21 protein-coding genes are annotated in these 19,946 nt (G+C 72.8%); 13 read left to right on the plus strand and 8 right to left on the minus strand.

Annotated elements, in window-relative coordinates:
- Nucleotides 1–137 precede the first annotated feature (137 nt).
- The 4 genes from AB0I49_RS19465 to AB0I49_RS19480 form a co-directional block, all read right to left on the minus strand.
- Nucleotides 138–1,055, minus strand: a complete 918-nt coding sequence (locus AB0I49_RS19465; protein ID WP_363228229.1) for a methyltransferase domain-containing protein — start codon at nt 1,053–1,055, stop codon at nt 138–140.
- A gap of 134 nt (nt 1,056–1,189) precedes the next feature.
- Nucleotides 1,190–1,579: a hypothetical protein gene (locus AB0I49_RS19470; protein ID WP_363228230.1), complete on the minus strand. Its 390-nt coding sequence runs from the start codon at nt 1,577–1,579 to the stop codon at nt 1,190–1,192.
- Nucleotides 1,576–2,208: a hypothetical protein gene (locus tag AB0I49_RS19475; RefSeq protein WP_363228231.1), complete on the minus strand. Its 633-nt coding sequence runs from the start codon at nt 2,206–2,208 to the stop codon at nt 1,576–1,578. The genes AB0I49_RS19470 and AB0I49_RS19475 overlap by 4 nt, the downstream gene beginning before the upstream one ends.
- Nucleotides 2,199–2,744: an RNA polymerase sigma factor gene (locus AB0I49_RS19480; RefSeq protein ID WP_363228232.1), complete on the minus strand. Its 546-nt coding sequence runs from the start codon at nt 2,742–2,744 to the stop codon at nt 2,199–2,201. Before AB0I49_RS19480 ends, AB0I49_RS19475 begins: the two co-directional genes overlap by 10 nt.
- Before the next feature lie 231 nt (nt 2,745–2,975).
- On the opposite strand from AB0I49_RS19480, the gene AB0I49_RS19485 reads away from it, so the two are divergent.
- Nucleotides 2,976–3,479, plus strand: a complete 504-nt coding sequence (locus AB0I49_RS19485; protein ID WP_363228233.1) for an Asp23/Gls24 family envelope stress response protein — start codon at nt 2,976–2,978, stop codon at nt 3,477–3,479.
- A gap of 89 nt (nt 3,480–3,568) precedes the next feature.
- Here AB0I49_RS19485 and AB0I49_RS19490 read toward each other — a convergent pair whose 3' ends face one another.
- Nucleotides 3,569–3,877: a 4a-hydroxytetrahydrobiopterin dehydratase gene (locus AB0I49_RS19490; RefSeq protein WP_363228234.1), complete on the minus strand. Its 309-nt coding sequence runs from the start codon at nt 3,875–3,877 to the stop codon at nt 3,569–3,571.
- 256 nt (nt 3,878–4,133) lie between these two features.
- Between AB0I49_RS19490 and AB0I49_RS19495 the strand changes: the two genes are divergently transcribed.
- The gene (locus tag AB0I49_RS19495; RefSeq protein ID WP_363228235.1) at nt 4,134–5,906 is read left to right on the plus strand and encodes an FAD-dependent oxidoreductase; all 1,773 of its coding nucleotides are present in this window, start codon (nt 4,134–4,136) and stop codon (nt 5,904–5,906) included.
- On the opposite strand, the gene AB0I49_RS19500 is transcribed toward AB0I49_RS19495, so the two are convergent.
- The 3 genes from AB0I49_RS19500 to AB0I49_RS19510 form a co-directional block, all read right to left on the minus strand.
- A complete protein-coding gene (locus AB0I49_RS19500; protein WP_363228236.1) occupies nt 5,867–7,207 on the minus strand; it encodes an MAB_1171c family putative transporter in 1,341 nt (446 codons plus the stop codon). The genes AB0I49_RS19495 and AB0I49_RS19500 overlap by 40 nt on opposite strands.
- Before the next feature lies 1 nt (nt 7,208).
- Complete coding sequence (locus AB0I49_RS19505) at nt 7,209–7,712, minus strand: hypothetical protein (RefSeq protein WP_363228237.1); 504 nt, start codon at nt 7,710–7,712, stop codon at nt 7,209–7,211.
- A 134-nt stretch (nt 7,713–7,846) separates the two neighbouring features.
- Nucleotides 7,847–8,332 carry a hypothetical protein gene (locus tag AB0I49_RS19510; RefSeq protein WP_363228238.1) on the minus strand — a complete coding sequence of 162 codons (486 nt, stop codon included), beginning with the start codon at nt 8,330–8,332 and terminating at the stop codon, nt 7,847–7,849.
- A 612-nt stretch (nt 8,333–8,944) separates the two neighbouring features.
- Between AB0I49_RS19510 and AB0I49_RS19515 the strand changes: the two genes are divergently transcribed.
- From AB0I49_RS19515 to AB0I49_RS19565, 11 genes are all read left to right on the plus strand, one after another.
- The gene (locus AB0I49_RS19515; RefSeq protein WP_363228239.1) at nt 8,945–10,174 is read left to right on the plus strand and encodes a DegT/DnrJ/EryC1/StrS family aminotransferase; all 1,230 of its coding nucleotides are present in this window, start codon (nt 8,945–8,947) and stop codon (nt 10,172–10,174) included.
- Between the two features lie 144 nt (nt 10,175–10,318).
- Nucleotides 10,319–11,137 (plus strand): DNA methyltransferase, encoded by an 819-nt coding sequence (locus AB0I49_RS19520; RefSeq protein WP_363228240.1) that lies wholly within the window; start codon nt 10,319–10,321, stop codon nt 11,135–11,137.
- A gap of 5 nt (nt 11,138–11,142) precedes the next feature.
- On the plus strand, nt 11,143–12,426 hold the full coding sequence (locus AB0I49_RS19525; protein WP_363228241.1) for an iron-containing alcohol dehydrogenase: 1,284 nt from the start codon (nt 11,143–11,145) through the stop codon (nt 12,424–12,426).
- On the plus strand, nt 12,423–13,529 hold the full coding sequence (locus AB0I49_RS19530; protein WP_363228242.1) for a hypothetical protein: 1,107 nt from the start codon (nt 12,423–12,425) through the stop codon (nt 13,527–13,529). Before AB0I49_RS19525 ends, AB0I49_RS19530 begins: the two co-directional genes overlap by 4 nt.
- 47 nt (nt 13,530–13,576) lie before the next feature.
- The gene (locus tag AB0I49_RS19535) at nt 13,577–14,353 is read left to right on the plus strand and encodes a glycosyltransferase (RefSeq protein WP_363228243.1); all 777 of its coding nucleotides are present in this window, start codon (nt 13,577–13,579) and stop codon (nt 14,351–14,353) included.
- Nucleotides 14,354–14,360: 7 nt separating this feature from the next.
- Nucleotides 14,361–15,338, plus strand: a complete 978-nt coding sequence (locus AB0I49_RS19540; RefSeq protein WP_363228244.1) for a radical SAM protein — start codon at nt 14,361–14,363, stop codon at nt 15,336–15,338.
- Nucleotides 15,338–16,279: an NAD-dependent epimerase/dehydratase family protein gene (locus tag AB0I49_RS19545; RefSeq protein ID WP_363228245.1), complete on the plus strand. Its 942-nt coding sequence runs from the start codon at nt 15,338–15,340 to the stop codon at nt 16,277–16,279. The genes AB0I49_RS19540 and AB0I49_RS19545 overlap by 1 nt, the downstream gene beginning before the upstream one ends.
- Nucleotides 16,276–17,400 (plus strand): DegT/DnrJ/EryC1/StrS family aminotransferase, encoded by a 1,125-nt coding sequence (locus AB0I49_RS19550; protein ID WP_363228246.1) that lies wholly within the window; start codon nt 16,276–16,278, stop codon nt 17,398–17,400. Before AB0I49_RS19545 ends, AB0I49_RS19550 begins: the two co-directional genes overlap by 4 nt.
- 42 nt (nt 17,401–17,442) lie before the next feature.
- Nucleotides 17,443–18,219 (plus strand): phytanoyl-CoA dioxygenase family protein, encoded by a 777-nt coding sequence (locus tag AB0I49_RS19555; RefSeq protein ID WP_363228247.1) that lies wholly within the window; start codon nt 17,443–17,445, stop codon nt 18,217–18,219.
- A gap of 62 nt (nt 18,220–18,281) precedes the next feature.
- On the plus strand, nt 18,282–18,881 hold the full coding sequence (locus AB0I49_RS19560; RefSeq protein ID WP_363228248.1) for an SIS domain-containing protein: 600 nt from the start codon (nt 18,282–18,284) through the stop codon (nt 18,879–18,881).
- A 35-nt stretch (nt 18,882–18,916) separates the two neighbouring features.
- On the plus strand, nt 18,917–19,933 hold the full coding sequence (locus tag AB0I49_RS19565; protein ID WP_363228249.1) for an alcohol dehydrogenase catalytic domain-containing protein: 1,017 nt from the start codon (nt 18,917–18,919) through the stop codon (nt 19,931–19,933).
- The last annotated feature ends 13 nt before the right edge of the window (nt 19,934–19,946 follow it).

Below are 19,946 nucleotides of genomic sequence, written 5' to 3' on the forward strand. Positions count from 1 at the left end.
GACCGCCGTCTTCCGGCGCGCCCTGGGCGGGGTGCTGTTCATCGACGAGGCGTACTCCCTCGTGCCGCAGGGCCAGATGACGGACTTCGGCTCGGTCATGACGCACCCGGCGACGGGCCGCTGCCGTGAACCCGGCGTCAGGCGGGCTTCACCGCCGTGTGCACCGTGCGGGCGCTGAGGAGGAAGGCGTCCGGGCGCAGCAGCAGGCCCTGCGGGTCCTCGGGGTCGAGGAGGCGGTCGAGCGCGGCGCGGTCCTCGGCGTCGAGCAGCTCGTCCGCGACCTCCCGTTGGCGCGCGAGCGTGGCGTGCACGTACGCGCGGCCGTCCGCGCCGAGCGGCGCGGGCAGGTCGATCAGGAAGGTCCGGCTCCGTATGTCGGTGAGCCCGGCGGCGGCCAGGAACGCGGGCCAGTCCTCGACGGCCTCCTTGGCTCCGGGCAGCGCGGCCCGCATGCCGGTGAACCAGTCGTCGCTGAGGACGTCCAGCCGCCCCTGGAGTCCGGGCCGGCCGAAGCCGATGTCACGGGGCAGCGCACGCATCGGCAGACCGCCCTCGGCGACGGCGAGGAGGCCGCCCGGGCGCAGTGCGCCGGCGAGCCGCTCCACGGCGTACTGCTGGTCGCCGATGTGGTGCAGGGCCATGCCGGACCAGATGAGGTCGGCGTCGCCGACCTCGCCGAGCCCGTCGGGGAGGTCGGCGAGACAGGTGCGTACGCGCTCGGCGAGGCCCCGGTCCGCCGCGCGGGTGCGGGCGCGCTCCAGCAGCGCTTCCGTGCCGTCCACGGCGACGACCTCGGCCTCCGGGAACGCCTGCGCGAACTGGCAGGCGCCGACGCCGGGACCGCTGCCGATGTCGAGCATCCGCCGGACCACCGGCACGCCCGCGGCCTCGACTCGTTCGCGGAGCCAGACCGCGGCCTGGTCGACGACGGGCGACTGCACTTCGGCGCCCAATTCGAGCAGCGGGCCCATCACGTCCCAGTCCATCTGCGCCCCGTCGTGATGGTGATGCTGGTGCTGGTGCCCGTGGTCCGCGAGCTGCTGCTGGTCGGTCATCGCTGCCTCCGGTCGGCCGGCCTGGTGCGTACGGGTATCAGCGTCCGCCGGACCTGCCCGCAGCGCCAAACCCTGTTGCCGTTCCCGCAAAAGCGCCCCGGTCGGCGGGCGCCGGCCGCCGCCGTCTCAGGTTCTCAGGTGATGTCGGTGACGGTGACGCTCACGCCGACGTGCGGCGCCGGCTCCCCCGGCTCCGTGACGGCCTCGACGACGGCCGACGTGACGGCGGCGCGTACCGCGCGGGTGACGGCGAGCGCCTGGTGGCCGCGGCGTACGGCCAGGTGGACGCGGAGCTGCCAGCCGCCCGCGCCGGGCAGGCGCTCCGCCCGTACGCCCGCGATCCGGGTCCGGGCGGCGCCCCAGGCGGCCACCGCGCCGCCCGCGCCCGCGGGGAGCCGGCGGGCGGCGGCGCCGCGCACCATGTCGGCGAGGCCGGGGCGCAGGAAGGCGACGCCGGGCGTGGCGCGGGCGGCGTCGGCCGCCGCCGTCAGGACGCGGGCGGTCTCCGGCGTGGTGCCGCTCATCGGGTTCTCCTCTCGCCGTCCCGAGTGCTGCCCCGGACCGTCGGCGGGTCCTCGTCGAGGATGTCGACGACCGAGACGTCGATCTCGGCGACGTCCATGCCGACGGTGCGGTGCGCCGCGTCGGCGACCAGGATCCGTACCCGGTCGGCCAGTTCGGGCACCGTCCAGTCCGCGGTGGCCGCCACGTCCAGGGTCACGCGCAGCGGCCCCCGGTACGGGCCGCGGCCCTGCTCCGAGGCGGCGCGGGCGGCCTCGGGGTCCACGGGCGCCACGCGGCAGCTGCCGGCGAGGACCCCGGACAGGCTCTCGGCGGCGGCGCGGAAGGTGCGGGTGGCCGCGGTCTCCACGATCCAGGCGTCGTCGTCCGGTTCGCCGAGCGGCAGCGGCCGGCCGGGGCGCAGTTCGGCCCGGACGAGGTCCATGACGCGTGCGGTGATCTCTTCGGCGGGCGGGTCGGCGGCGGCCCGCGCCTGGCGTACGTAGCTGTCCAGGACGCCCAGTCCGGCCAGCGCCGCCTGGCAGTGCGGGCAGCCCGCGACGTGCGGATCGTCGCTCCCGCTCTCCCAGACCGCGCTGAGCGTACGGCCGCACGGCAGGGCGGCGTCGTCGGTCGCGTCGTCTAGCGCCATGCGCCCATCGCCTCCGTCAGATAGCGCCGTGCTCGGAAGATCCTGCCGCGTACGGACTGCTCGCTGATCCGCACCGCCTCCGCGATCTCGCTGTACGAGAGTCCGTGCAGCTCTCTCAGCACCCAGCAGGCGCGCTGCTCGGGGGTGAGCCCGGTCAGGGCGACAGTGAGCGCCTCGACCGCCGCCGTGCCCTCGACCGCGCGGACCGGGGACGCCGCGTGTTCCGGGGCGGGTGGTTCCGGTATGGCGGCGAGGTCCTGGGTGGGGCGGCGGGCGCGCAGAACGTTGAGGCAGCGGTTGGTCACGATGCGGTACATCCAGGTCGAGAAGGCGGCGTCGCCGCGGAAGTCCGGGAGCCTGCGCCAGGCGCTGACGAACGCCTCCTGCACGGCGTCCTCCGCGTCGGCACGGCTGCCGAGGAGGCGCGTCGCCAGGCTGAGCAGCGTCGCGCTGTGCCGCCGGACCAGAACTTCGAACGCGCCCTCGTCGCCTTCCCCGGCCCGCGCCGCCAGCAGGTCGTCGCCGCGTTCGGGCACTCGCCTGCTCCTTTCCGTATCCGTTCGGCCCGGTTCCGTTCAGCCCGGTTCCGTTCGGCCCGGTTCCGTCCGTCCGGTCCTGCGGCCATCCTGTTCGACGCAGGGGAACCGCGTTCCTCACGCGGTGAGCGAAGAATAGGAAATCGGCGGCGGCGCGTGACGCAAGGCGGCGGGCCGTGTCCGAACAGGTGTCAGGACGAACTACCCGATGACGATCCGAGGAGAGAGCCCATGTCGACGTCCCCGAAGACGGCAGCCCCCGCGGTCAACGAGCCGCGGACCGGCGGGATACCGCAGGGCGGCGGCGCGACCGTGCAGGCCGGGCCCGCCGGCGCGGACACCGCGCCGGCCACCCGCGGGAAGACCTCGATCGCGGACGGCGTGGTCGAGAAGATCGCCGGAATGGCCGCACGCGAGGTGCCGGGCGTGGCCGCGCTCGGCGGCGGGCTGGCCCGTACGCTCGGCGCGGTGCGCGACCGGGTGCCCGGCGGCCGTTCGCAGGTCACCCGCGGCGTGAAGGTCGAGGTCGGCGAGCGGCAGACGGCCGTGGACCTCGACATCGTGGTCGAGTACGGGGTGCCCATCACCGAGGTCGCGGGCGACATCCGGGAGAACGTGATCTCCGCCGTGGAGCGGATGACGGGGCTGGAGGTCGTGGAGGTCAACATCGCCGTCATCGATGTGCGGCTGCCCGACGAGACGACGGAGGACGAGGCCGACACCCGCGTGCAGTAAACCCGAAAGCCGACCGCTGTCGGCTGTGACCGCACGGCCCTCTCGTGTTTCGGGGGGCCGTGCGGTTTTCGGTGTGCGGGCGGGACTCGTCAGCGCGCCCCGTGGCCCGGCGCGATCTCCTCCACGCGGCGGGCGAGTTCGACGTCGAGGCCGGTGACCTTGCCGCCCGCGCTGTGCGTGTTCACGGTGATGGAGATCTTGTTGTAGCCGAGGGTCAGCTCGGAGTGGTGGCCCAGCTCCTCCTGGATCTGGGCGACATGGATCACCATCGCCGCCGCCTGGAAGTGGCCGTCGAAGGTGTAGTCACGGCTGATGCTGTCGCCGTCGGTGGACCAGCCGGGGAGCTCCTGGAGGCGCTCCTCGACGTCGTGCTGTGAGAGCGGTTGCACTGCTGCCATGACGCTGCCCCTTCGCCTTCTTCTTGGGTGATTCGGCTTCTTCGCCGGTGACTGGCTGCTTCGTGGGTGACTGGATTCTTCGTGTTGATGGGTGAACGGTTTCTTCGCGAGCGGCGGTGATTCCAGCCTGCCCCGCGCCGCGGTCTCTTTCGCGCCAATGTGCGGGTGTGTCGGCGGTTGCCTTCCGGGGTCGGCGCGCCGCTTCTATGCTCCTGCGCCTGACGTGATGGGTTACCGACGGTAGGGGATCAGGGGCATGGACGGTACCGGCAGCACCCGGAGAGGCTTCATCGGCGGCGCGGCGGCGGTGGCGGGCACGGCCGCGCTGGCCGGCCGGGCGACGGCGGCGCCGCGCCGCCGCACGGCCGCATCGACGGGGCGGAGCGTCGCGGTGCTCGGCGGCGGCGTCGCCGGACTCACCGCCGCGCACGAACTCGCCGAGCGCGGATTCACGGTGACGGTGTACGAGAAGAAGGCGCTGGGCGGCAAGGCGCGCAGCATGGACGTGCCGGGCAGCGCGCGGGGCGGCCGCAAGCCGCTGCCGGGCGAGCACGGGTTCCGCTTCATCCCCGGCTGGTACCGCAATCTCCCGGACACCCTGCGCCGCATCCCCTTCCCGGGCAACGCGAACGGCTGCCACGACAACCTCGTCGCCTCCTCCGAGGTGATGCTGGCCCGCATCGGCAAGGAGGACATCCGGCTGCCGTTCCAGATCGTCGGCAGCCCGCCGCCCGTGCTCACCCCGGACGCGGTGCTGCGGGCGCTGACCGCGCTGTTCGAGACCTTCTCGAAGCTGCCCGCCCACGAGATCGCGTACTTCGCCAACCGCATCCTGGTCTTCTTCACCAGCTGCGACAAGCGGCGCCTGGACACCTGGGAGCGCACGCCGTGGTGGGAGTTCCTGAAGGCCGCGAAGATGTCGGAGAACTACCAGCAGTTGCTCGCGATCGGCATCACCCGCAACATCGTCGCGACGAAGGCGGAGGTCGCGAGCACCAAGACCGTCGCCAACTGTTTCGAGGCGTTCTTCTACAACCTGCTGGGCCGCGGCGCGGACGGGCAGCCGGACCGGGTGCTGAACGCGCCCACCAATGAGGCGTGGATCGACCCGTGGACGTCCCATCTGCGCTCCCTGGGCGTGGAGTTCCACACCGGCTGGGCCGTGCGGGACCTGACCCTGGCCGGGGGCCGGATCTCCGAAGCGGTGGCGGAGGACGCGCGGGGCGCCCGCCAGTCGATCACCGCCGATCACTTCGTCTCCGCGATGCCGGTGGAGCACGCCCGTACGACCTGGAACGCGCGATTACGGGCGGCGGACCCGCAGTTGGCGCGCTGCGACAAGCTGGAGACGGACTGGATGACGGGCATTCAGTTCTATCTGACCGAGCCGACGCCGATCCTGCACGGGCACATCAACCACATCGACTCGCCGTGGTCGATCACGGCGGTCGGGCAGGCGCAGTACTGGGCGGGGCGGGACTTCCCGCGCGACTACGGCGACGGCGTGGCCGCCGACTGCCTGTCGGTGGACGTCTCCGAGTGGGGCAAGCCCGGCATCCTCTACGGCAAGACGGCCAAGGAGTGCACCCGCGAGGAGGTCGCGCGGGAGGTGTGGGCGCAGATGAAGGCCGGGCTCAACGACACGGGCCGCACGGTGCTGCGGGACGGGGCGCTGCACTCCTGGTTCCTGGACCCCGCCGTGGTGATCGGCAACGGGCGCCCGACCAACGACGAGCAGCTGTTCATCCACCCGACCGGCACCTGGTACAACCGGCCCACCGCGCGCACCGCGATCCCCAACCTCTTCCTCTCCGGCGACTACGTGGCCACCGACGTGGATCTCGCGACGATGGAGGGCGCCAACGCCTCCGCGCGGGCCGCCGTCAACGCCCTGCTGGACGCAGCCGGTTCGGGTGCCGAGCGGTGCGCCGTCACGCCGCTGTACCGGGCGCCCGAGCTCGCGCCGCTCAAGAGGGACGACGAGATCCGCTACCGGCTCGGGCTGCGCAACGCCTTCGATCTGGGCTGACGGCCGAACAGCCGCCCTTCGGCGCGGGCCCGGCGGGGCTTGCAGGACGACGGGTCGGAGGGCTTGTCCGACGGCTTGTGGCCGGGCCTGTCCGAGGGCTCGCCGGGGGACCTCTCCGTGGGTTCTTCGGGGGGCGGCCGCTCGGAGGACTTCGCGAAGGACTTCACGCAGGCCGAGGTGTACGCCTCGGCCACCTCCAGCAAGAAGTCGATCTCCGCGGCCAGTTCGCCGCGGTCCACCTCGATGTCGGCGCTCTCCCGCCCGCCCTCCCGGATGTTGGCCCGCTTGGCCGCGCACGCCTCGCGGATGACGCAGGCGAGCACGGCGGGGCGGGCGGCGCGGGCCGGGACGCCCGCGGCGGCGACGTGGTCGCGGGCGCGCCGCAGCGCGGCCGGGTGCGCGTAGTCCTGGAGCACGAGGACGGCGTCGCGCGTCTCGATCACCTTGCGGTACACGAGGTAGCGCCAGTGGGAGGGCGCGCACAGCAGCTCGGAGCCGCGCCACCGGTACCGCTTCAGGGCCACGTGCGGCACGGCCGCCACCAGGGACCGCCACAGCGGCCACAGCCGCCAGATCGCGCGGGCGTCCGACGCCGCGCGGCCGACGGCGGCGAGGTCCCGTACGAGCAGGGCGGCGGCGCGCAGCACGGCGTGCAGCCCCAGCGCGACGCGCAGATACAGGACCACGTCGTCGCCGAGCGGCGTGACCAGCCCTACGAGCCGGCCGGCCCAGAAGACGCCGGCGAACACCGCGCCCCAGCCGAACAGGGCGAGGCTCACCCGCAGGCTCCGGTCCATGCTCCGGCACGCGTAGCGCCGGCACATCACGGCGCAGGCGGAGTCGGCGATCAGGTGCGTCGAGCCGAGGAGCAGCCAGTAGCCGGCGGTGCGCGGGGCGCCGGTGATGCCGGGGACCGCTGCCGCGCAGGGCGGGTCCACGCCGTACGCGATGAGCACCAGGCCGGCCAGGACGAACGGCACGGCGATCAGGACGGCTCGCTCGAACCTCCGGTTGCCGCCGGACGCGGCGACGAAGTACAGCACGCCGCAGGCGGAGAGCACCCCGATCATGTTTCTGGCCAGGGCCACGGTGCACATCGTGGCGGGTCCGTCGCTCAGCAGGCGGGCGATGAGCGGCAGGTCCATGGCCATGGCGACGGCGGTCAGCGCCATCGTGCCCCAGAGCAGCCGCTCCTGGGGGCGCCGCAGGACCGATGGCAGCCGCCACAGGACGGCGGCGAGCAGCACCACGGTCGAGACGGCCTCGAATCCGGCGACGCATGTGGCCAGCCCCGGCCGCATATCAGCCGCGTACGCCCATGGCGGCCTGGAGATTGCCCAGCACCCCGTCGAGCCTCCGGCCGGCGGCCTCCGCCCTGGTCCGTATCAGCCCGGCGAGCGTTTCGGCCTCCTTCTCCTGGGGCGTGGTGTAGTTCGTGCGCCGCAGGAGCCGGCGGATGAGCTTGGGGTCGAGGTCGGGGAGGAGCCCGGCGGCTCCGTCGCCGTCCGGGCCGAGCGCGTAGTGGTCCAGCAGGACGTGGCCGAGCTCGTGCAGCACGATGTGCTCCTGGTGCAGCCGCCCGGTCCGCTGCTCGAAGAAGATGTGGTCCGCCCCCTCGGTCGCCAGCCACATCCCGCAGGCCCCCGACGCGGCCGCCTGCGCGGGCAGCGGGTGCAGATGGATGGGGCGCCGTCGCTGTTCGGCCAGTTGGTCGCAGAGCGCCGTCACGGAGAACGGCCGTGGCGGGTCGAGCCGGGCCAGCGCGGAGTTGCAGCGGCGACGTAGCCGGATGTCGCGAGGGTGCATGCGGTGCTCCTACGACCATGTTCGAGGCGCGTGGATCGCGCCTGTCGGCGGAAGGCCCCCGGGGTTCTGGAAGAGGCTCGGACGGGTTCGGCCGCGTCGGCGAACCTCGTGCGGCCGGCGGCGGCCGGCCCCGGTCAGCGCTCTGTGGTGGTGGGATGGTCGGGGTCCTCATCGGTCGAGAGGTTCTGGAATTTGCGCGCCTCGTTCACCATCGTCAGCAGCGCGTCGAGGCTGGCGGGCGAGAGCCCGTCGGCGCGCAGCGCGAGGTTGCGCACGCGGGTGTCGCGCAAGGCGGCGGCCAGGGCCAGCTGGGCGTTGACGCGCTCGGCGACGTCGTCGTCGAGGAAGTAGCCGGGGGGTACGCCGAAGAACTCGGCGAGCACGTCGAGCTGTTCCAGGGTGACGTTGCGCTTGCGGCCGGTGGCGAGCTCCCACAGGTACGTGCCGGAGATCGCGCCGCCGGTCTGCTCGCTGATCTCCTTGGCGAGCCGGGCGTAGCCGGGCCGCTTGCGCTCCTCGGGGTAGAGCGCGGCGATCAGCTCGTTCAGCCGCTGGTCGAGCTTGCGCAGGATCGGCCTGCCGGAGTGGCCCGATGCCGCCGACTCGCCTCTGCTCATCATCCCGCCCCCGGTCGTCCCCGTTCACGACGCCGCCGGCAGGCGGTGCCATAGGACAGTCAACCCTCATCCGCCACAGCTGACAACAGGGCCTATCCGTCGTCACGTTGATGTCATTTCGGCCAACCGGGAGCGTTCCCTCCGGCGCGTTTCGGTCCTTCGCCGTGCCTCACGGGCACGCTCACCACTGCCGCTCCGTCACATGAGCCACAACTACAGCGGACGGCATATGGCAGCAATGAGCCATCACCGTTCACCATGGTTGACAGAGGCATCAGCAGCGGGCGTACGCTCGCACTGCGGATCACCCGCTCCTACGGATGCCAGTACGTCCCTCAGACGCACTCCCCGGTCCGGCCCGCGCGCCGCGCTCCATCCCCGTCGCCGCGGCGCTCCCCCGTGAACCAGCACGTCCGCACATCAGGCACGTCCAGCGCGTAGCACTGTGTCGCTCGTCCCCGTTCGGCTCCTCTCGTCTCAGCTTGTCTCCGCTCGGCTCCTCTCGTCTCCGCTTGTCCCCTCTCGTCTCCGCTTGCTTCCGCTCGTTCACGGCCCCGCCCCCAGGGCCGTCCTCCCGCACCCGCTGACTGACCGAGACCTCATCGGAGGGTCACGATGTCCGACGCTCTCCCCTGGCCGCAGTGGCCGACGCACTCCCCGCAGACCGAGCAGAACCTGCTCGCCGCGCTCCGGTCGGGCCGCTGGGCGGTGAGCGGCGCGTACACGGGCGAGGAATCGTACGAGCATGCCTTCGCCGCCGCGTTCGCCGACTTCATGAAGGTGCCCTACGCGGTGCCCACCTGCAACGGCTCGGCGGCGCTCACCATCGCGCTGGAATCGCTCGGCGTCGGGGCCGGCGACGAGGTGCTCGTACCCGGTCTGACCTGGGTGGCCTGCGCGTCCTCCGTGCTGCGCGTCGGCGCGGTGCCGATCTTCGTCGACATCGAGCCGGACACCCTGTGCATGTCGGTCCAGGCCGCGGCGGCGGCCGTCACCCCGCGCACCAGGGCGATCATGGCGGTGCATCTGTACGGCTCCGCGGTGGACCTCGACGCGATGACCGCCCTGGCCCGGCGGCACGGCATCGCCCTCCTGGAGGACTGCTCGCACGTGCACGGCGCGATGTGGGGAGAGCGGCGGCTCGGCGCGATCGGCGACGCCGCCGCCTTCAGCCTCCAGCAGACCAAGCTGCTGACCTGCGGCGAGGGCGGAGTCGCCGTCACCTCGGACCCGGAGGTCCACGACCGGCTGTTCCGCAAGCGGGCGGACGGGCGGGGCCACCGAGCCGCGCCCGTGGGCGAGTTGGAGCTGGAGGAGCTGCCCGGCGTGCAGGGCTACAACTACTGCATGAGCGAGTTCAACGCCGCGGTGGCGCTGGAGGGGCTGGCCCGCCTCGACGAGGAGAACGACCGCCGGCGGGTCTCGATGCGACGGCTGGAGGAGCTGCTCGGCGGCTTCGACGGGGCGCGCCCGCTGGAGCGGCCGGCCGCGCTCACCGCGGACGCCGCCTACCAGTTCTGCGTCCGGCTCGACCCGGCGGTCTTCGGCCCCGGCGCGAAGGACGCGGTGGCCGCCTCGCTGTCCCAGTCGCTCGGCCTGCACGTCGAGCCCATCGACTCCGCGCTCCATCGCAACGTCCTCTACCAGCCGCTGCACTCCGGCTGGACCAAGGGGCCGGGCGGCGCGCGCCCGCTGGACCCCGCCCGGTTCGAGCTGCCCGCCGCCGAGTTCGCCGGGGAGAACGCGGTGGTCCTGCCGCACCGTCTCTTCCTCGCGCCGCCGGAGCGCATGGAGCTCGTCGTCACCGCGCTGGAGAAGGCCCGCGCCCAACTGCCCGCGGCCTGAGGCCGGAAACCATGAGGCCACGGCCCGACGCCTCGGGCCGTGGGACCAACTCACCTTAAATACCGGCCAGTTGCCCTGAAGCAGCCCGCCCGATGCCCTGAAGCCGTCGCCCCGATCCCCCCGTCGCCGAGCGAGAGGCCCTCGATGAGCGCTCGTACCGAGACCGGCTCCACCGTACGCACGGTGGCCGCCACCGCCGCCGGAACCCTGACCCAGGGGGACGCGACCGCCTTCCTCCGGTCGCTGCCCGCCGCCAGTGTGCGGCTGGTGGTGACGTCGCCCTGGTTCACCGGCCCCTACGAGCCGTCGTCCGACGACCCGACCAACCCGGCGTTCGGCGACTGGCTGGACGGCTACATGGACGAGTTCGCCCGGGTGCTGCAGCCGGACGGCAGCGTGGTGATCGAGACCGGCTGCAGCTGGGCGCGGGACCGCCCGGTGCGCACGGTGCAGAACTTCGCCGCCGTCAGCCGGCTGCTCGCGCGCGGCGACTGGCACCTCCTCCAGGAGTTCTACTGGTACAACCCCGAGCTCCTCGACGAGCGCGAGGAGTGGGTCACCCAGGGGCGGATCCGGCTGCACGACTGCGTCACCACGTGGTTCTGGCTGTCGCGGACCCCCGACGTGCCGGTGGACACCCGGCGGGTGCGCGGCTTCCAGAGCTATCTGACGCAGCCGTTCGGCAACTTCCTCGCCATGGGGGACTCCGCCGCCGACTACCCGTATCTCGACGGGGTGTCCGAGCGGCTGAGCCGGGCCGACACGGACCGCTTCCCGGTCGCGGCGCCGCTGTACTTCATCCGCCTGCTCACCGAGGAGGGCGAGCGCGTCGTCGACCCGTTCTGCGGGATCGGCTCGACGGCGCTGGCCGCCGAGTCGGCCGGGCGCGAGTGGTCGTGCAACGACTTCTCCGCCGAGGCGATCGGCATCGCGAAGCAGCGCATCGACTCTCTCCGAAAGTGATGACGATGGATCTTCAGGCCCCTTCCCCGGCTGCCGTCTCCCCCGCGCGCACAGAACCCGCGGATACCGAGCGCGCGGATACCGAACCCGCGGCGGACCGGCGGCGATTGCGCGAACGCCACTTCGACGTGGCGGACAACCGGGTGCGTGTCCTGCTCGGCGAGGACGTGCAGGACGAGATGGTCGCCGCGCTCGGCTCCCTGCACGCCGACCGCTTCATCGTGGTCACCGACGACAATGTGGCGGACGTCGCCGCCGGGAAGCTGGCCGGCGCCCTCGACGCCGTCGCCCCCACGCTGCTGCTCTCCCATCCGCCGGGCGAGGAGCACAAGAACCTGGCGACGCTGTCCCGCTTCATCGACCTGGCGCTCGACTTCGGGGCCACCCGCCGGACCGTCGTGGTCGCGGCCGGCGGCGGCATCCCCGGCAATATCGCGGGGCTCCTCGCCGGGCTGCTCTTCCGCGGGGTGCGGCTGGTGCACGTGCCGACGACCGTGATCGCCGCCTGCGACTCGGTCATCTCCGTCAAGCAGGCCGTCAACACCTCGCACGCCAAGAACATGGTCGGCCTCTACCACCCGCCCGAACTGATCCTGGTCGACCTGGCGGTGGTGGCCCAGGGCTCGCCCCGCGATCTGCGCTCCGGCACCTGCGAGACCGTCAAGAACGCCCTGGCGATCGAGCCCTCGCAGATTCCCCGGCTGCGCCGGCTGCTGCGCCCCCGGGCGGACTACACCCCCGCCGACCTCGGCGAGATCTTCGACCTGAGCCTCGCCGTCAAGAGCCGGCTGCTGCTGGAGGACCCGTACGAGAAATACTCCGGTCTGCTCCTGGAGTACGGGCACACCATCGGCCACGCCCTGGAGCTGGCCAGCACGGCGCACGGGCCCAAGGAGGCGGCGCTCAAGCACGGCGAGGCCGTCGCGCTGGGCATGATCGCGGCGGCCGACGTGGCGCGGCGGATGGGGCTGCTCGACGAGGCGGCCGTGGCCGTCCACGAGGAGCTGATCGACCGGGTGGGCGTCTGCCGGTGCCTGACCGCGGGCATCGCGCCCAAGACGGTGCTGCACCACATCGCGTTCGACAACAAGCGCGGCTACCGCTCGTGCGACGGCGACGACGTCGCGATGGTGCTGCTGGGCGGGCTCGGCAAGCCGCTGGGCGCGGACGAGCACTACCTCACGCCCGTACCGCACCGCCATGTCGCCGCCGCCGTCCACGACCTGCTGCGCCGCGGCGGGGAGTGCGCCGGGGGCGGGCGGGGAGCCGAGGGGCACACCGTCTCATGACCGATATCCGCTGGCCGCTGCCCACGGCCCTCACCCCTCCCCCGGCCGCCCCCGACGCCACCCCCGACGCCGACGCCGTCGACGCCGGCCAGGCGACTCAGCCGGCGGGTCCCGCCGTCGTCACGGCCCGCTCCCCGCTGCGCGTCTCGCTGGCCGGCGGCGGCACCGACCTGCCCAGCTACTCGTCCCGCCACGGCGGCCTGGTGCTCAGCTGCGCCATCGACCGGTACGTCGGCGTGACCGTCTTCCCCCGCGAGTTCGACGGCCGGGTGCGGGCCGCGACCGACAGCTACGACCTGTGCGACCGCAGCCACCAGCACCCCAACCCGATGACGCGGGCCTGCCTGCTCCGCGCCGGGCTGCGCAGCGGCTACCAGATCGCGTCCTTCAGCGACGTGCCCAGCGGCAGCGGGCTCGGCGGGTCCGCCGCGTTCGCCGTCTCGCTGCTGCACGCGGCGGCACAGCCCGGCGCGCTGTCGCGGCAGGCGCTCGCCGAGGCCGCGAGCGCGGTGGAGATCGACGACCTCGGGCGCGCGGTCGGCAAGCAGGACCACTACATGGCCGCGTACGGCGGGATCCGGCTGCTGCGGTTCCACCCGTCGGGCCGGGTGGCCCCCGACCGGCTCGACCTGCCGGCCGCCTCCCGGTCCGCCCTGGAAGCACATCTGATGCTCTTCCACTCCGGCATCAGCCGGGACGCGGGCGACATCCTCGCCGAGCAGAACCAGCGCACGCTCAGCGGCCACGACGCGTCCCTGCGGCGGCTGCACGCCATCCGCTCCATCACCCACGGCATGACCGAGGCGCTGGTCAAGGGTGACATGGAGGCCGTCGCCGGGCTGGTCAACGAGCACTGGTCGCTGAAGGCGCGGCTCGGCTCGCGGATCAGCAGCCCGCACCTCCAGGCCCTGCACGACCGGGCGCTGGAGGCGGGGGCGGGGGGCGCGAAGCTGCTCGGTTCGGGCGGCGGCGGCTTCCTGCTGCTGGTCTGCCCGCCGGGCAGGCACACGGAGGTGCGCCGGTCGCTGGGCGAGGCGGGGCTGCGGGAGCTGCCGTTCCGGCTCACCGACGAGGGTTCCCGGACCGTCCGGCTGCCGCTGTGAACGCCGCCGGAGCACCCGGGCGGCCCGCGGCGGCGCCGGTCACCGTCGTGACGATCACCCGCACCCGGCCCGAGCTGCTGGCGCGGGCGGTGCGCAGCGCCCAGGGGCAGCGCCCGCCGGGCGGCTTCGAGCATCTCATCGTCATCGACGACTGCCTGGACACCTACCGGTCGCTGCGCGACCTGCCCGAGCCGCCGGCCAATGTGCGCTGGCTGCTCGCGGGCCGCGGCCCGCATGACGTGTCCGGCCCCGGCCGCTCCTCGCGGCTGCGCAATATGGCCGTACGGATCGTCCGCAGCCCCTGGGTCGCGTTCCTCGACGACGACAACGAATGGGAGCCCGGCCACCTGACGTCGCTGCTGGAGTGCGCCGCCCGTACCGGCCACCGGGCCGTCCACTCCCAGCTGCGGATGGTCAACGCCGACGGCTCCCCCTATCTGGAGACGCGCTCGCCGTGGTCCGAGGACGAGGCGGAGGGGCGCGCGGAATACGAGCGGCTGCGGGCGAAAGGGGTGGTGGAGCCGGGCTCCTGCGTGCGGCGCGACCGGCTCGATCCGCTGGGCGTGCCGGACCCGGTGATCGAGGTGGACACCGGGGAGTGGATGCTCGCGCGGGAGCTGCTGCTGGAGGTCCCCTTCCGCGACGACTTCGACGCGCGGGACGAGGCCGACCGGATCGGCGAGGACGACAAGCTCGCGATGGACCTGCGGGCGCGCCGCGAACCCGTCTCGTGCACGGGGCTGCCGACGCTGCGCTACTACCTCGGCGGCTACTCCAACAATTTCTCCTGCTCCTTCGACTCGACGTTCTCCTGGCGAGAATGAGGAACTGATGACCTATCACATCGCGGACGGAAAGGTCGTAAGTCCGGAAGGCTGCGAGCTGAACGTCGCGCACCACTGCAATCTCGGCTGCGCCTCGTGCAGCCATCTCTCACCGGTCTTCCGCCGGTCCTTCATCGACCCCGACACCGCCGCCCGCGATCTCCACCTGCTGGCCCGGTCGTTCGCCGCCAAGTTCGTCAAGGTGCTCGGCGGCGAACCGCTCCTCCACCCCCAACTGGTGCCCATCCTCCACCAGGTGCGCTCCTCCGGCCTCGCGCCGCACATCACGGTCTGCACCAACGGCATCCTCCTGCCGCGGATGCGCGAGGACTTCTACGCCGCGGTCGACGAGATCGAGATCTCCGTCTACCCGGACCGGGAGCTCGACGAGGAGAAGATGGCCCGCGTACGGGCGTACGCCGACGAACACGACGTGCTGCTGAACATCTCCTACTACTCGCACTTCCGCTACTCGTACGCGGAGCACGGCACCGACGACGAGGCGCTGGTCCGGCGGATCTTCGCCACCTGCCAGATCGCGCACGTCTGGCGCTGCCACACGCTGTACGAGGGGCACTTCTTCAAGTGCCCGCAGTCCGTGTTCCTGCCCCAGGTCCTCGAAGGCGCCAAGCCGCTGTGGGAGGACGGCCTGCGGATCACCGACGAGCCGGACTTCCCCGCGCGGCTGCTGGCCTACCTCCAGGGGACCGAGCCGCTGGCCGCCTGCCGCAACTGCATGGGCAGCGTCGGCCGCCGCATGCCGCACCAGCAGCGCACCCGGCGCGACTTCCGCGACCTCCAGAAGCACAGCACCGAGGAACTGACCGACCACCGTTTCCTGACCCTGCTGGAAGAGCGGCCGGACGCCGACGACGGCTGCGCCGTCGAGAGCGCCGACAGCCGGCAGGAACGGCTCCGCGAACGCGCGGCAGCCGGTGTGTCCGCCCCCGCCCCGCACTCCCCCCGCGCCCGGAAGAGGTCCTGATGCGTTGCCTGGTAACCGGCGGTTCCGGCTTCATCGGCCGGCATGTCGCCCGCCGCTGCGAGTCGGCCGGCGATGAAGTGATGGTCCTCGACAACCGGTGGACCCCCGACGACCCCTTCCCCGGCCGGGCGCTGGACATCACGGCCAAGGACGAGCTCGTCGAGCTGTTCACGTCCTGGCGGCCGGACGCCGTGATGCACCTCGCCGGGGTCGCCGACGCCCGCGCCGTGCTGGCCGACCCGGTCACCGCCATGGACGCCAACGTCACCGGGACCGCGGCCGTCCTCGCCGCCTCGGCGGCCGCCGGCGTCTCCCGCGTCGTCATCGCGGGCAGCTGCTGGGTGTACAACGCGATGCGGACCGAGGCCATCGACGAGGACGAGCCGTTCCTGCCGACCGGCGCCGGCCACTTCTACACCACCTCGATGATCACCAAGGAGCTGCTGGCCCGCGACTTCGCCCGGCTGCACGGCCTCCAGTGCACGGTGCTGCGCTACAGCCCGATCTACGGGCCGGGCATGTGGCCCGGCCTGGTCGTCTCGGCGTTCCTGCGGGCGGCGGCCGAGGGCGGCCCGCTCACCGTCTTCGGCGACGGCTCCGAGCGCCGCGCCTTCCTGCACGCCCACGACCTCGCCGACGCCTTCCACCGGGCGACCGCGCCGGTGGCGGCGGGCCAGGTCTACAACCTGGAGGGGCCGGAGATCATCACCACCCTGGAGCTGGCGCGGAAGGTGTCCGACCTGTTCGGCGGCGTGCCCATCGTCCACCGCGAGGAGCCCACCCGGCGCGGCGAACTCGTCTACGCGCAGCGGTTCGTCTCCACCGAGAAGGCCCGGCGCCAGCTGGGCTGGTCCCCGCGCATCGGCATCGACGAGGGGCTGGCGCTCCAGCTCGCCGCGGCCGGCCGCACCGCCCCGGACGCGGAGGCGGCGAGCCGATGACGGACCACAAGGTGGTGCCCGTACGGCCGGACTTCTCCGAGCGGGACATCGAGACCATCCTCGGCTCCATCCGCACCGCCCTGGAAAGCGGGCAGCTCGCGCAGGGCGAGGAAGTGGCCGCGTTCGAGCGGGAGATGGCCGCGTACACCGGGGCCCGGCACGCCGTGGCCCTCGCGTCCGGCACCGCCGCGCTCGTGTGCGGGCTGCGGGCGCTGGCGGAGCGCGGGACGGGCGAGGTGCTGGTGCCCGCCAACTCCTTCTACTCGACGGCCGCGGCCCCGCTGCTCGCCGGGTTGCGCACCCGCCTCGTCGACGTGGAGGCGGAGACGTTCGCGCCCTCCGTCGAGACGCTGGAGCGGGCCGTCACCAAGGACACCGTCGGCGTTCTGGTCGTGCACATGGGCGGTCTCATCACCTCCGCGCTGCAAGAGATCGCCGACTGGTGCGCGGTGCGCGGGCTGTGGCTGTTCGAGGACTGCGCGCACGCGCACGGCAGCCGCCTCGGCGGGCGGCACGCCGGGAACTTCGGGGTGGCCGGCGCGTTCTCCTTCTTCGCCACCAAGGTGATCACCTGTGCCGAGGGCGGCATGCTGACCACCGACGACGACGAGCTGGCGGCGTCGATCGGGTGCTACCGCAACCTCGGCAAGCCCGAGTTGTGGCGCAGCTACCACACCGTGCTCGGCGAGAACGCCCGGATGAGCGAGCTGCACGCCGCCGTCGGGCGGGCCCAGCTGCGCCGCCTGGACGAGTTCCTCGCCGTGCGGCAGCGGCTCGCCGAGCGGTACACCGCGGGCCTGGCCGCGCTGCCCGGCCTCACGCCCGTACTCCCGTCGCACACGCCGGCCAGCTGGTACAAGTACGCGGCGCTGCTGGAGCCCTCCGTGGACCGGGCCGCGCTGAAGGCCGCGCTCAAGGAGGCGGGGGTGCACCTGGGCGGCGAGATCTACGAGATGCCGCTGGACGCCCAGCCGGTCTTCGAGGGGCGGATACCGCGCGACGGGCGGCACCCGGTGTCGGAGGACGTGTGCGCCCGGCACATCTGCCTCCCCCTGCACACCCGCATGGACGAGGACGACGTCGATTTCGTCCTGACGGCCCTGGAGAAAGCCCTCACCTGACCGCCGCGGCCCCGCCCGCCCCGGCAACGCGAAAGGACAGCCGTGCCCGCACTCTCGGAGGAAGAGCTGTATCTGTTCGACACCACGGGGTTCCTCGTGGTCCGGGGCGCGTTCAGCCCCGTGGAGGTGGAGACGTACAAGGCGGAGCTGGGCCGGCTGGCCACCGTGGACCCCGGATTCGCGAACACGGTCCGCTACAAGGACCTGCCGTCGGCGAGCCCCGTCTTCGAGCGGCTCGCCCTCGACGACCGGCTGGTGGGCCCCGTGCGCGACGTCGTCAACCAGCCGCTGCGCATCCTGGAGGGGTACGGGCTGCGGCGGAGCAAGGACAGCGTGCTGTATCTGCACGGCGGCAGCTCCGAACTCCTCGACCTCGGCGGCGGCGCCGTGGGCCGGGACATGTCCATCACGCACACCTACCACGACGGCAAGCTGTACTGCCCGTACGTGAAGACCCTGGTGTACCTGAGCGACATCCAGTCCCAGGAGGACGGCTCGTTCTGCTACGTACAGGGCTCCCACAAGGCCAACTTCCCGCTGCTGCGCTCCCGCGCCGAGCGGGGGGTGCGCGCCTCGATGATCGATACGGGGTTCCCCACCCTGACCGATGTCTTCGTCCGCTCCGGAGACATGCTGCTGCTCAACGAGGCCCTGATGCACGGCACCCGGCGGAAGCTGACGGACGGCGACCGGCTGCTGCTGGCGTTCGGATACGGTCCGACGTTCCTCACCGACTGGCGCGAACTCGACGGGGAGACCGGCGATCTGCGCGGCGCGGGCTACGTCGACCACGACGTCGAAGAGGACTTCGTGCACTGAGTGCCGGTGCCGCCTTCGGCGCGGCGCACCGGATTCCCCGACTGGATTGCAGGGACGCAGACATGACACAGAACGCATTCGCCGCCCCGGTCCGCCCGGACCTGGGCCCGTGGGACGAATACCTGGCCACGGCGGGCCCGCTGCTCGGTTCGATGGGCGAGCAGGTCGGCCGGCTCATCGGCGAGCTCGACGCGGTGCGCCGCGACGGGTCGACCGTCTTCCTCGCGGGCAACGGCGGCAGCGCCTCGGCCGCCTCGCATCTCGCGCAGGACCTCCTCAAGGGCGCGTACACCGGGGACGGGCCGCCGCTGCGGGCCATCGCCCTCACCGACAATCTCTCGATGCTGACGGCCTACGCCAACGACTGCGGCTACGACCGGGTGTTCGTGGAGCCCCTGCGGCTGCTGGCGGAGCCGGGCGACCGGCTGCTGCTGATCAGCTGCTCGGGCACCAGCCCCAATGTGGTGGCCGCCGCCCGGCACGCCAAGGAGGCCGGGGTGCGCGTCATCGCGGTGACGGCGGGGGCCGGCGGCACCCTGCGGGACCTGGCGGATCTGGAGGTGAACGCCCCGACCAAGGACGTGGGGCTGGCCGAGGCGATGCACAGCATGATCTTCCACTACGTCACGCAATCGCTCCGCGACGTCCCCGGCCCCCGCTGAGCAGCCCCCTCACCCCTTACCAGAAAGGCCACGGCATGCGAGCAGCAGTCCTGAACGGCCCCCGTGACATCAGCGTGCGCGAGGTGCCCGACCCCGAGGTCCCCGAGGGTTGGGCGCTGGTGAAGGTCGCGTACAACTCCATCTGCGGCAGCGACGTGTCGCTGTACAACAACGCGTGGCACGGCACCGCGTTCCCGGCGGTGCCCGGCCATGAGTGGAGCGGCACCGTCGTGGAGAGCCGCGGCGGCGGGTTCACGGCAGGCGACCTGGTGGTCGCGGACCTCGCGCTGGGCTGCGGCCGCTGCCGCTGGTGCCGGCGGTCCCAGCTGGTGATGTGCCCGGAGCTGCGGGAGTTCGGCTTCACCGATCCGGGCGCCTGCGCCGAGTACATCGCGGTGCCCGCGGCGAACCTGGTGCGCCTGACGCCCGGCGCCGATCTGCTGACCGCCACCCAGGCGGAGCCGCTGGCCGTGGCGCTGCACGCGCTGCACCGGGTGCGGCTGGAGCCGGGCGAGAGCGTCGCCGTGCTGGGCTGCGGCGGCATCGGCCTCAATGTGCTCCAGGCCGTGCACGCGGTGGGCGCACGGGTCGTCCTGGCCGTGGACCCCATCGCCAAGCGGGCCCGCGCGGCGGGCGCGCTCGGCGCCGAGACCACGCTGAGCGATCCCGCGGACGTCGCCGCGTGGATCGCCGAGGCGGGCCCGGCCGGGCTGCCCGATGTGGTGCTGGAGGCGAGCGGCGAGCCGCCGGCCGTCCAACTGGCCACCGATCTCGTGGTGCCGGGCGGCCGGGTCGGGCTGATCGGCTATCGGATGGGCCGGAGCGTGGAGCTGGAGTCCGCGCGGTGGCCGCTGAAGCTGATGGAGATGATCGGCACGATGGGGCCGGGCCGCTATATGCCGGCGGCGGCGGGGCTGGTGAGCCGGGGCGTGATCCGCACCGACGAGGTCATCACCCATGTCGTGGACCTCTCCGACGCGGACAAGGCGTTCCACCTGGCGGACGAGCCGGGGGAAGAGGTCATCCGGGTCGCGATCCGCGCGGACGCGTAGCGCCGTGTCCGGC

The organism is Streptomyces sp. NPDC050617, assembly GCF_040654795.1.
Lineage (GTDB): Bacteria > Actinomycetota > Actinomycetes > Streptomycetales > Streptomycetaceae > Streptomyces.

Bases quoted from the DNA above. Each gene is read 5' to 3' on its own strand.
- AB0I49_RS19520 (WP_363228240.1), top strand. From the start codon at position 10,319: ATGAGCGCTCGTACCGAGACCGGCTCCACCGTACGCACGGTGGCCGCC.
- AB0I49_RS19510 (WP_363228238.1), bottom strand. From the start codon at position 8,332: ATGATGAGCAGAGGCGAGTCGGCGGCATCGGGCCACTCCGGCAGGCCG.
- AB0I49_RS19560 (WP_363228248.1), top strand. From the start codon at position 18,282: ATGACACAGAACGCATTCGCCGCCCCGGTCCGCCCGGACCTGGGCCCG.
- AB0I49_RS19505 (WP_363228237.1), bottom strand. From the start codon at position 7,712: ATGCACCCTCGCGACATCCGGCTACGTCGCCGCTGCAACTCCGCGCTG.
- AB0I49_RS19550 (WP_363228246.1), top strand. From the start codon at position 16,276: ATGACGGACCACAAGGTGGTGCCCGTACGGCCGGACTTCTCCGAGCGG.
- AB0I49_RS19565 (WP_363228249.1), top strand. From the start codon at position 18,917: ATGCGAGCAGCAGTCCTGAACGGCCCCCGTGACATCAGCGTGCGCGAG.
- AB0I49_RS19465 (WP_363228229.1), bottom strand. From the start codon at position 1,055: ATGACCGACCAGCAGCAGCTCGCGGACCACGGGCACCAGCACCAGCAT.
- AB0I49_RS19545 (WP_363228245.1), top strand. From the start codon at position 15,338: ATGCGTTGCCTGGTAACCGGCGGTTCCGGCTTCATCGGCCGGCATGTC.
- AB0I49_RS19530 (WP_363228242.1), top strand. From the start codon at position 12,423: ATGACCGATATCCGCTGGCCGCTGCCCACGGCCCTCACCCCTCCCCCG.
- AB0I49_RS19490 (WP_363228234.1), bottom strand. From the start codon at position 3,877: ATGGCAGCAGTGCAACCGCTCTCACAGCACGACGTCGAGGAGCGCCTC.
- AB0I49_RS19495 (WP_363228235.1), top strand. From the start codon at position 4,134: ATGGACGGTACCGGCAGCACCCGGAGAGGCTTCATCGGCGGCGCGGCG.
- AB0I49_RS19485 (WP_363228233.1), top strand. From the start codon at position 2,976: ATGTCGACGTCCCCGAAGACGGCAGCCCCCGCGGTCAACGAGCCGCGG.
- AB0I49_RS19525 (WP_363228241.1), top strand. From the start codon at position 11,143: ATGGATCTTCAGGCCCCTTCCCCGGCTGCCGTCTCCCCCGCGCGCACA.
- AB0I49_RS19515 (WP_363228239.1), top strand. From the start codon at position 8,945: ATGTCCGACGCTCTCCCCTGGCCGCAGTGGCCGACGCACTCCCCGCAG.
- AB0I49_RS19540 (WP_363228244.1), top strand. From the start codon at position 14,361: ATGACCTATCACATCGCGGACGGAAAGGTCGTAAGTCCGGAAGGCTGC.
- AB0I49_RS19470 (WP_363228230.1), bottom strand. From the start codon at position 1,579: ATGAGCGGCACCACGCCGGAGACCGCCCGCGTCCTGACGGCGGCGGCC.
- AB0I49_RS19500 (WP_363228236.1), bottom strand. From the start codon at position 7,207: ATGCGGCCGGGGCTGGCCACATGCGTCGCCGGATTCGAGGCCGTCTCG.
- AB0I49_RS19475 (WP_363228231.1), bottom strand. From the start codon at position 2,208: ATGGCGCTAGACGACGCGACCGACGACGCCGCCCTGCCGTGCGGCCGT.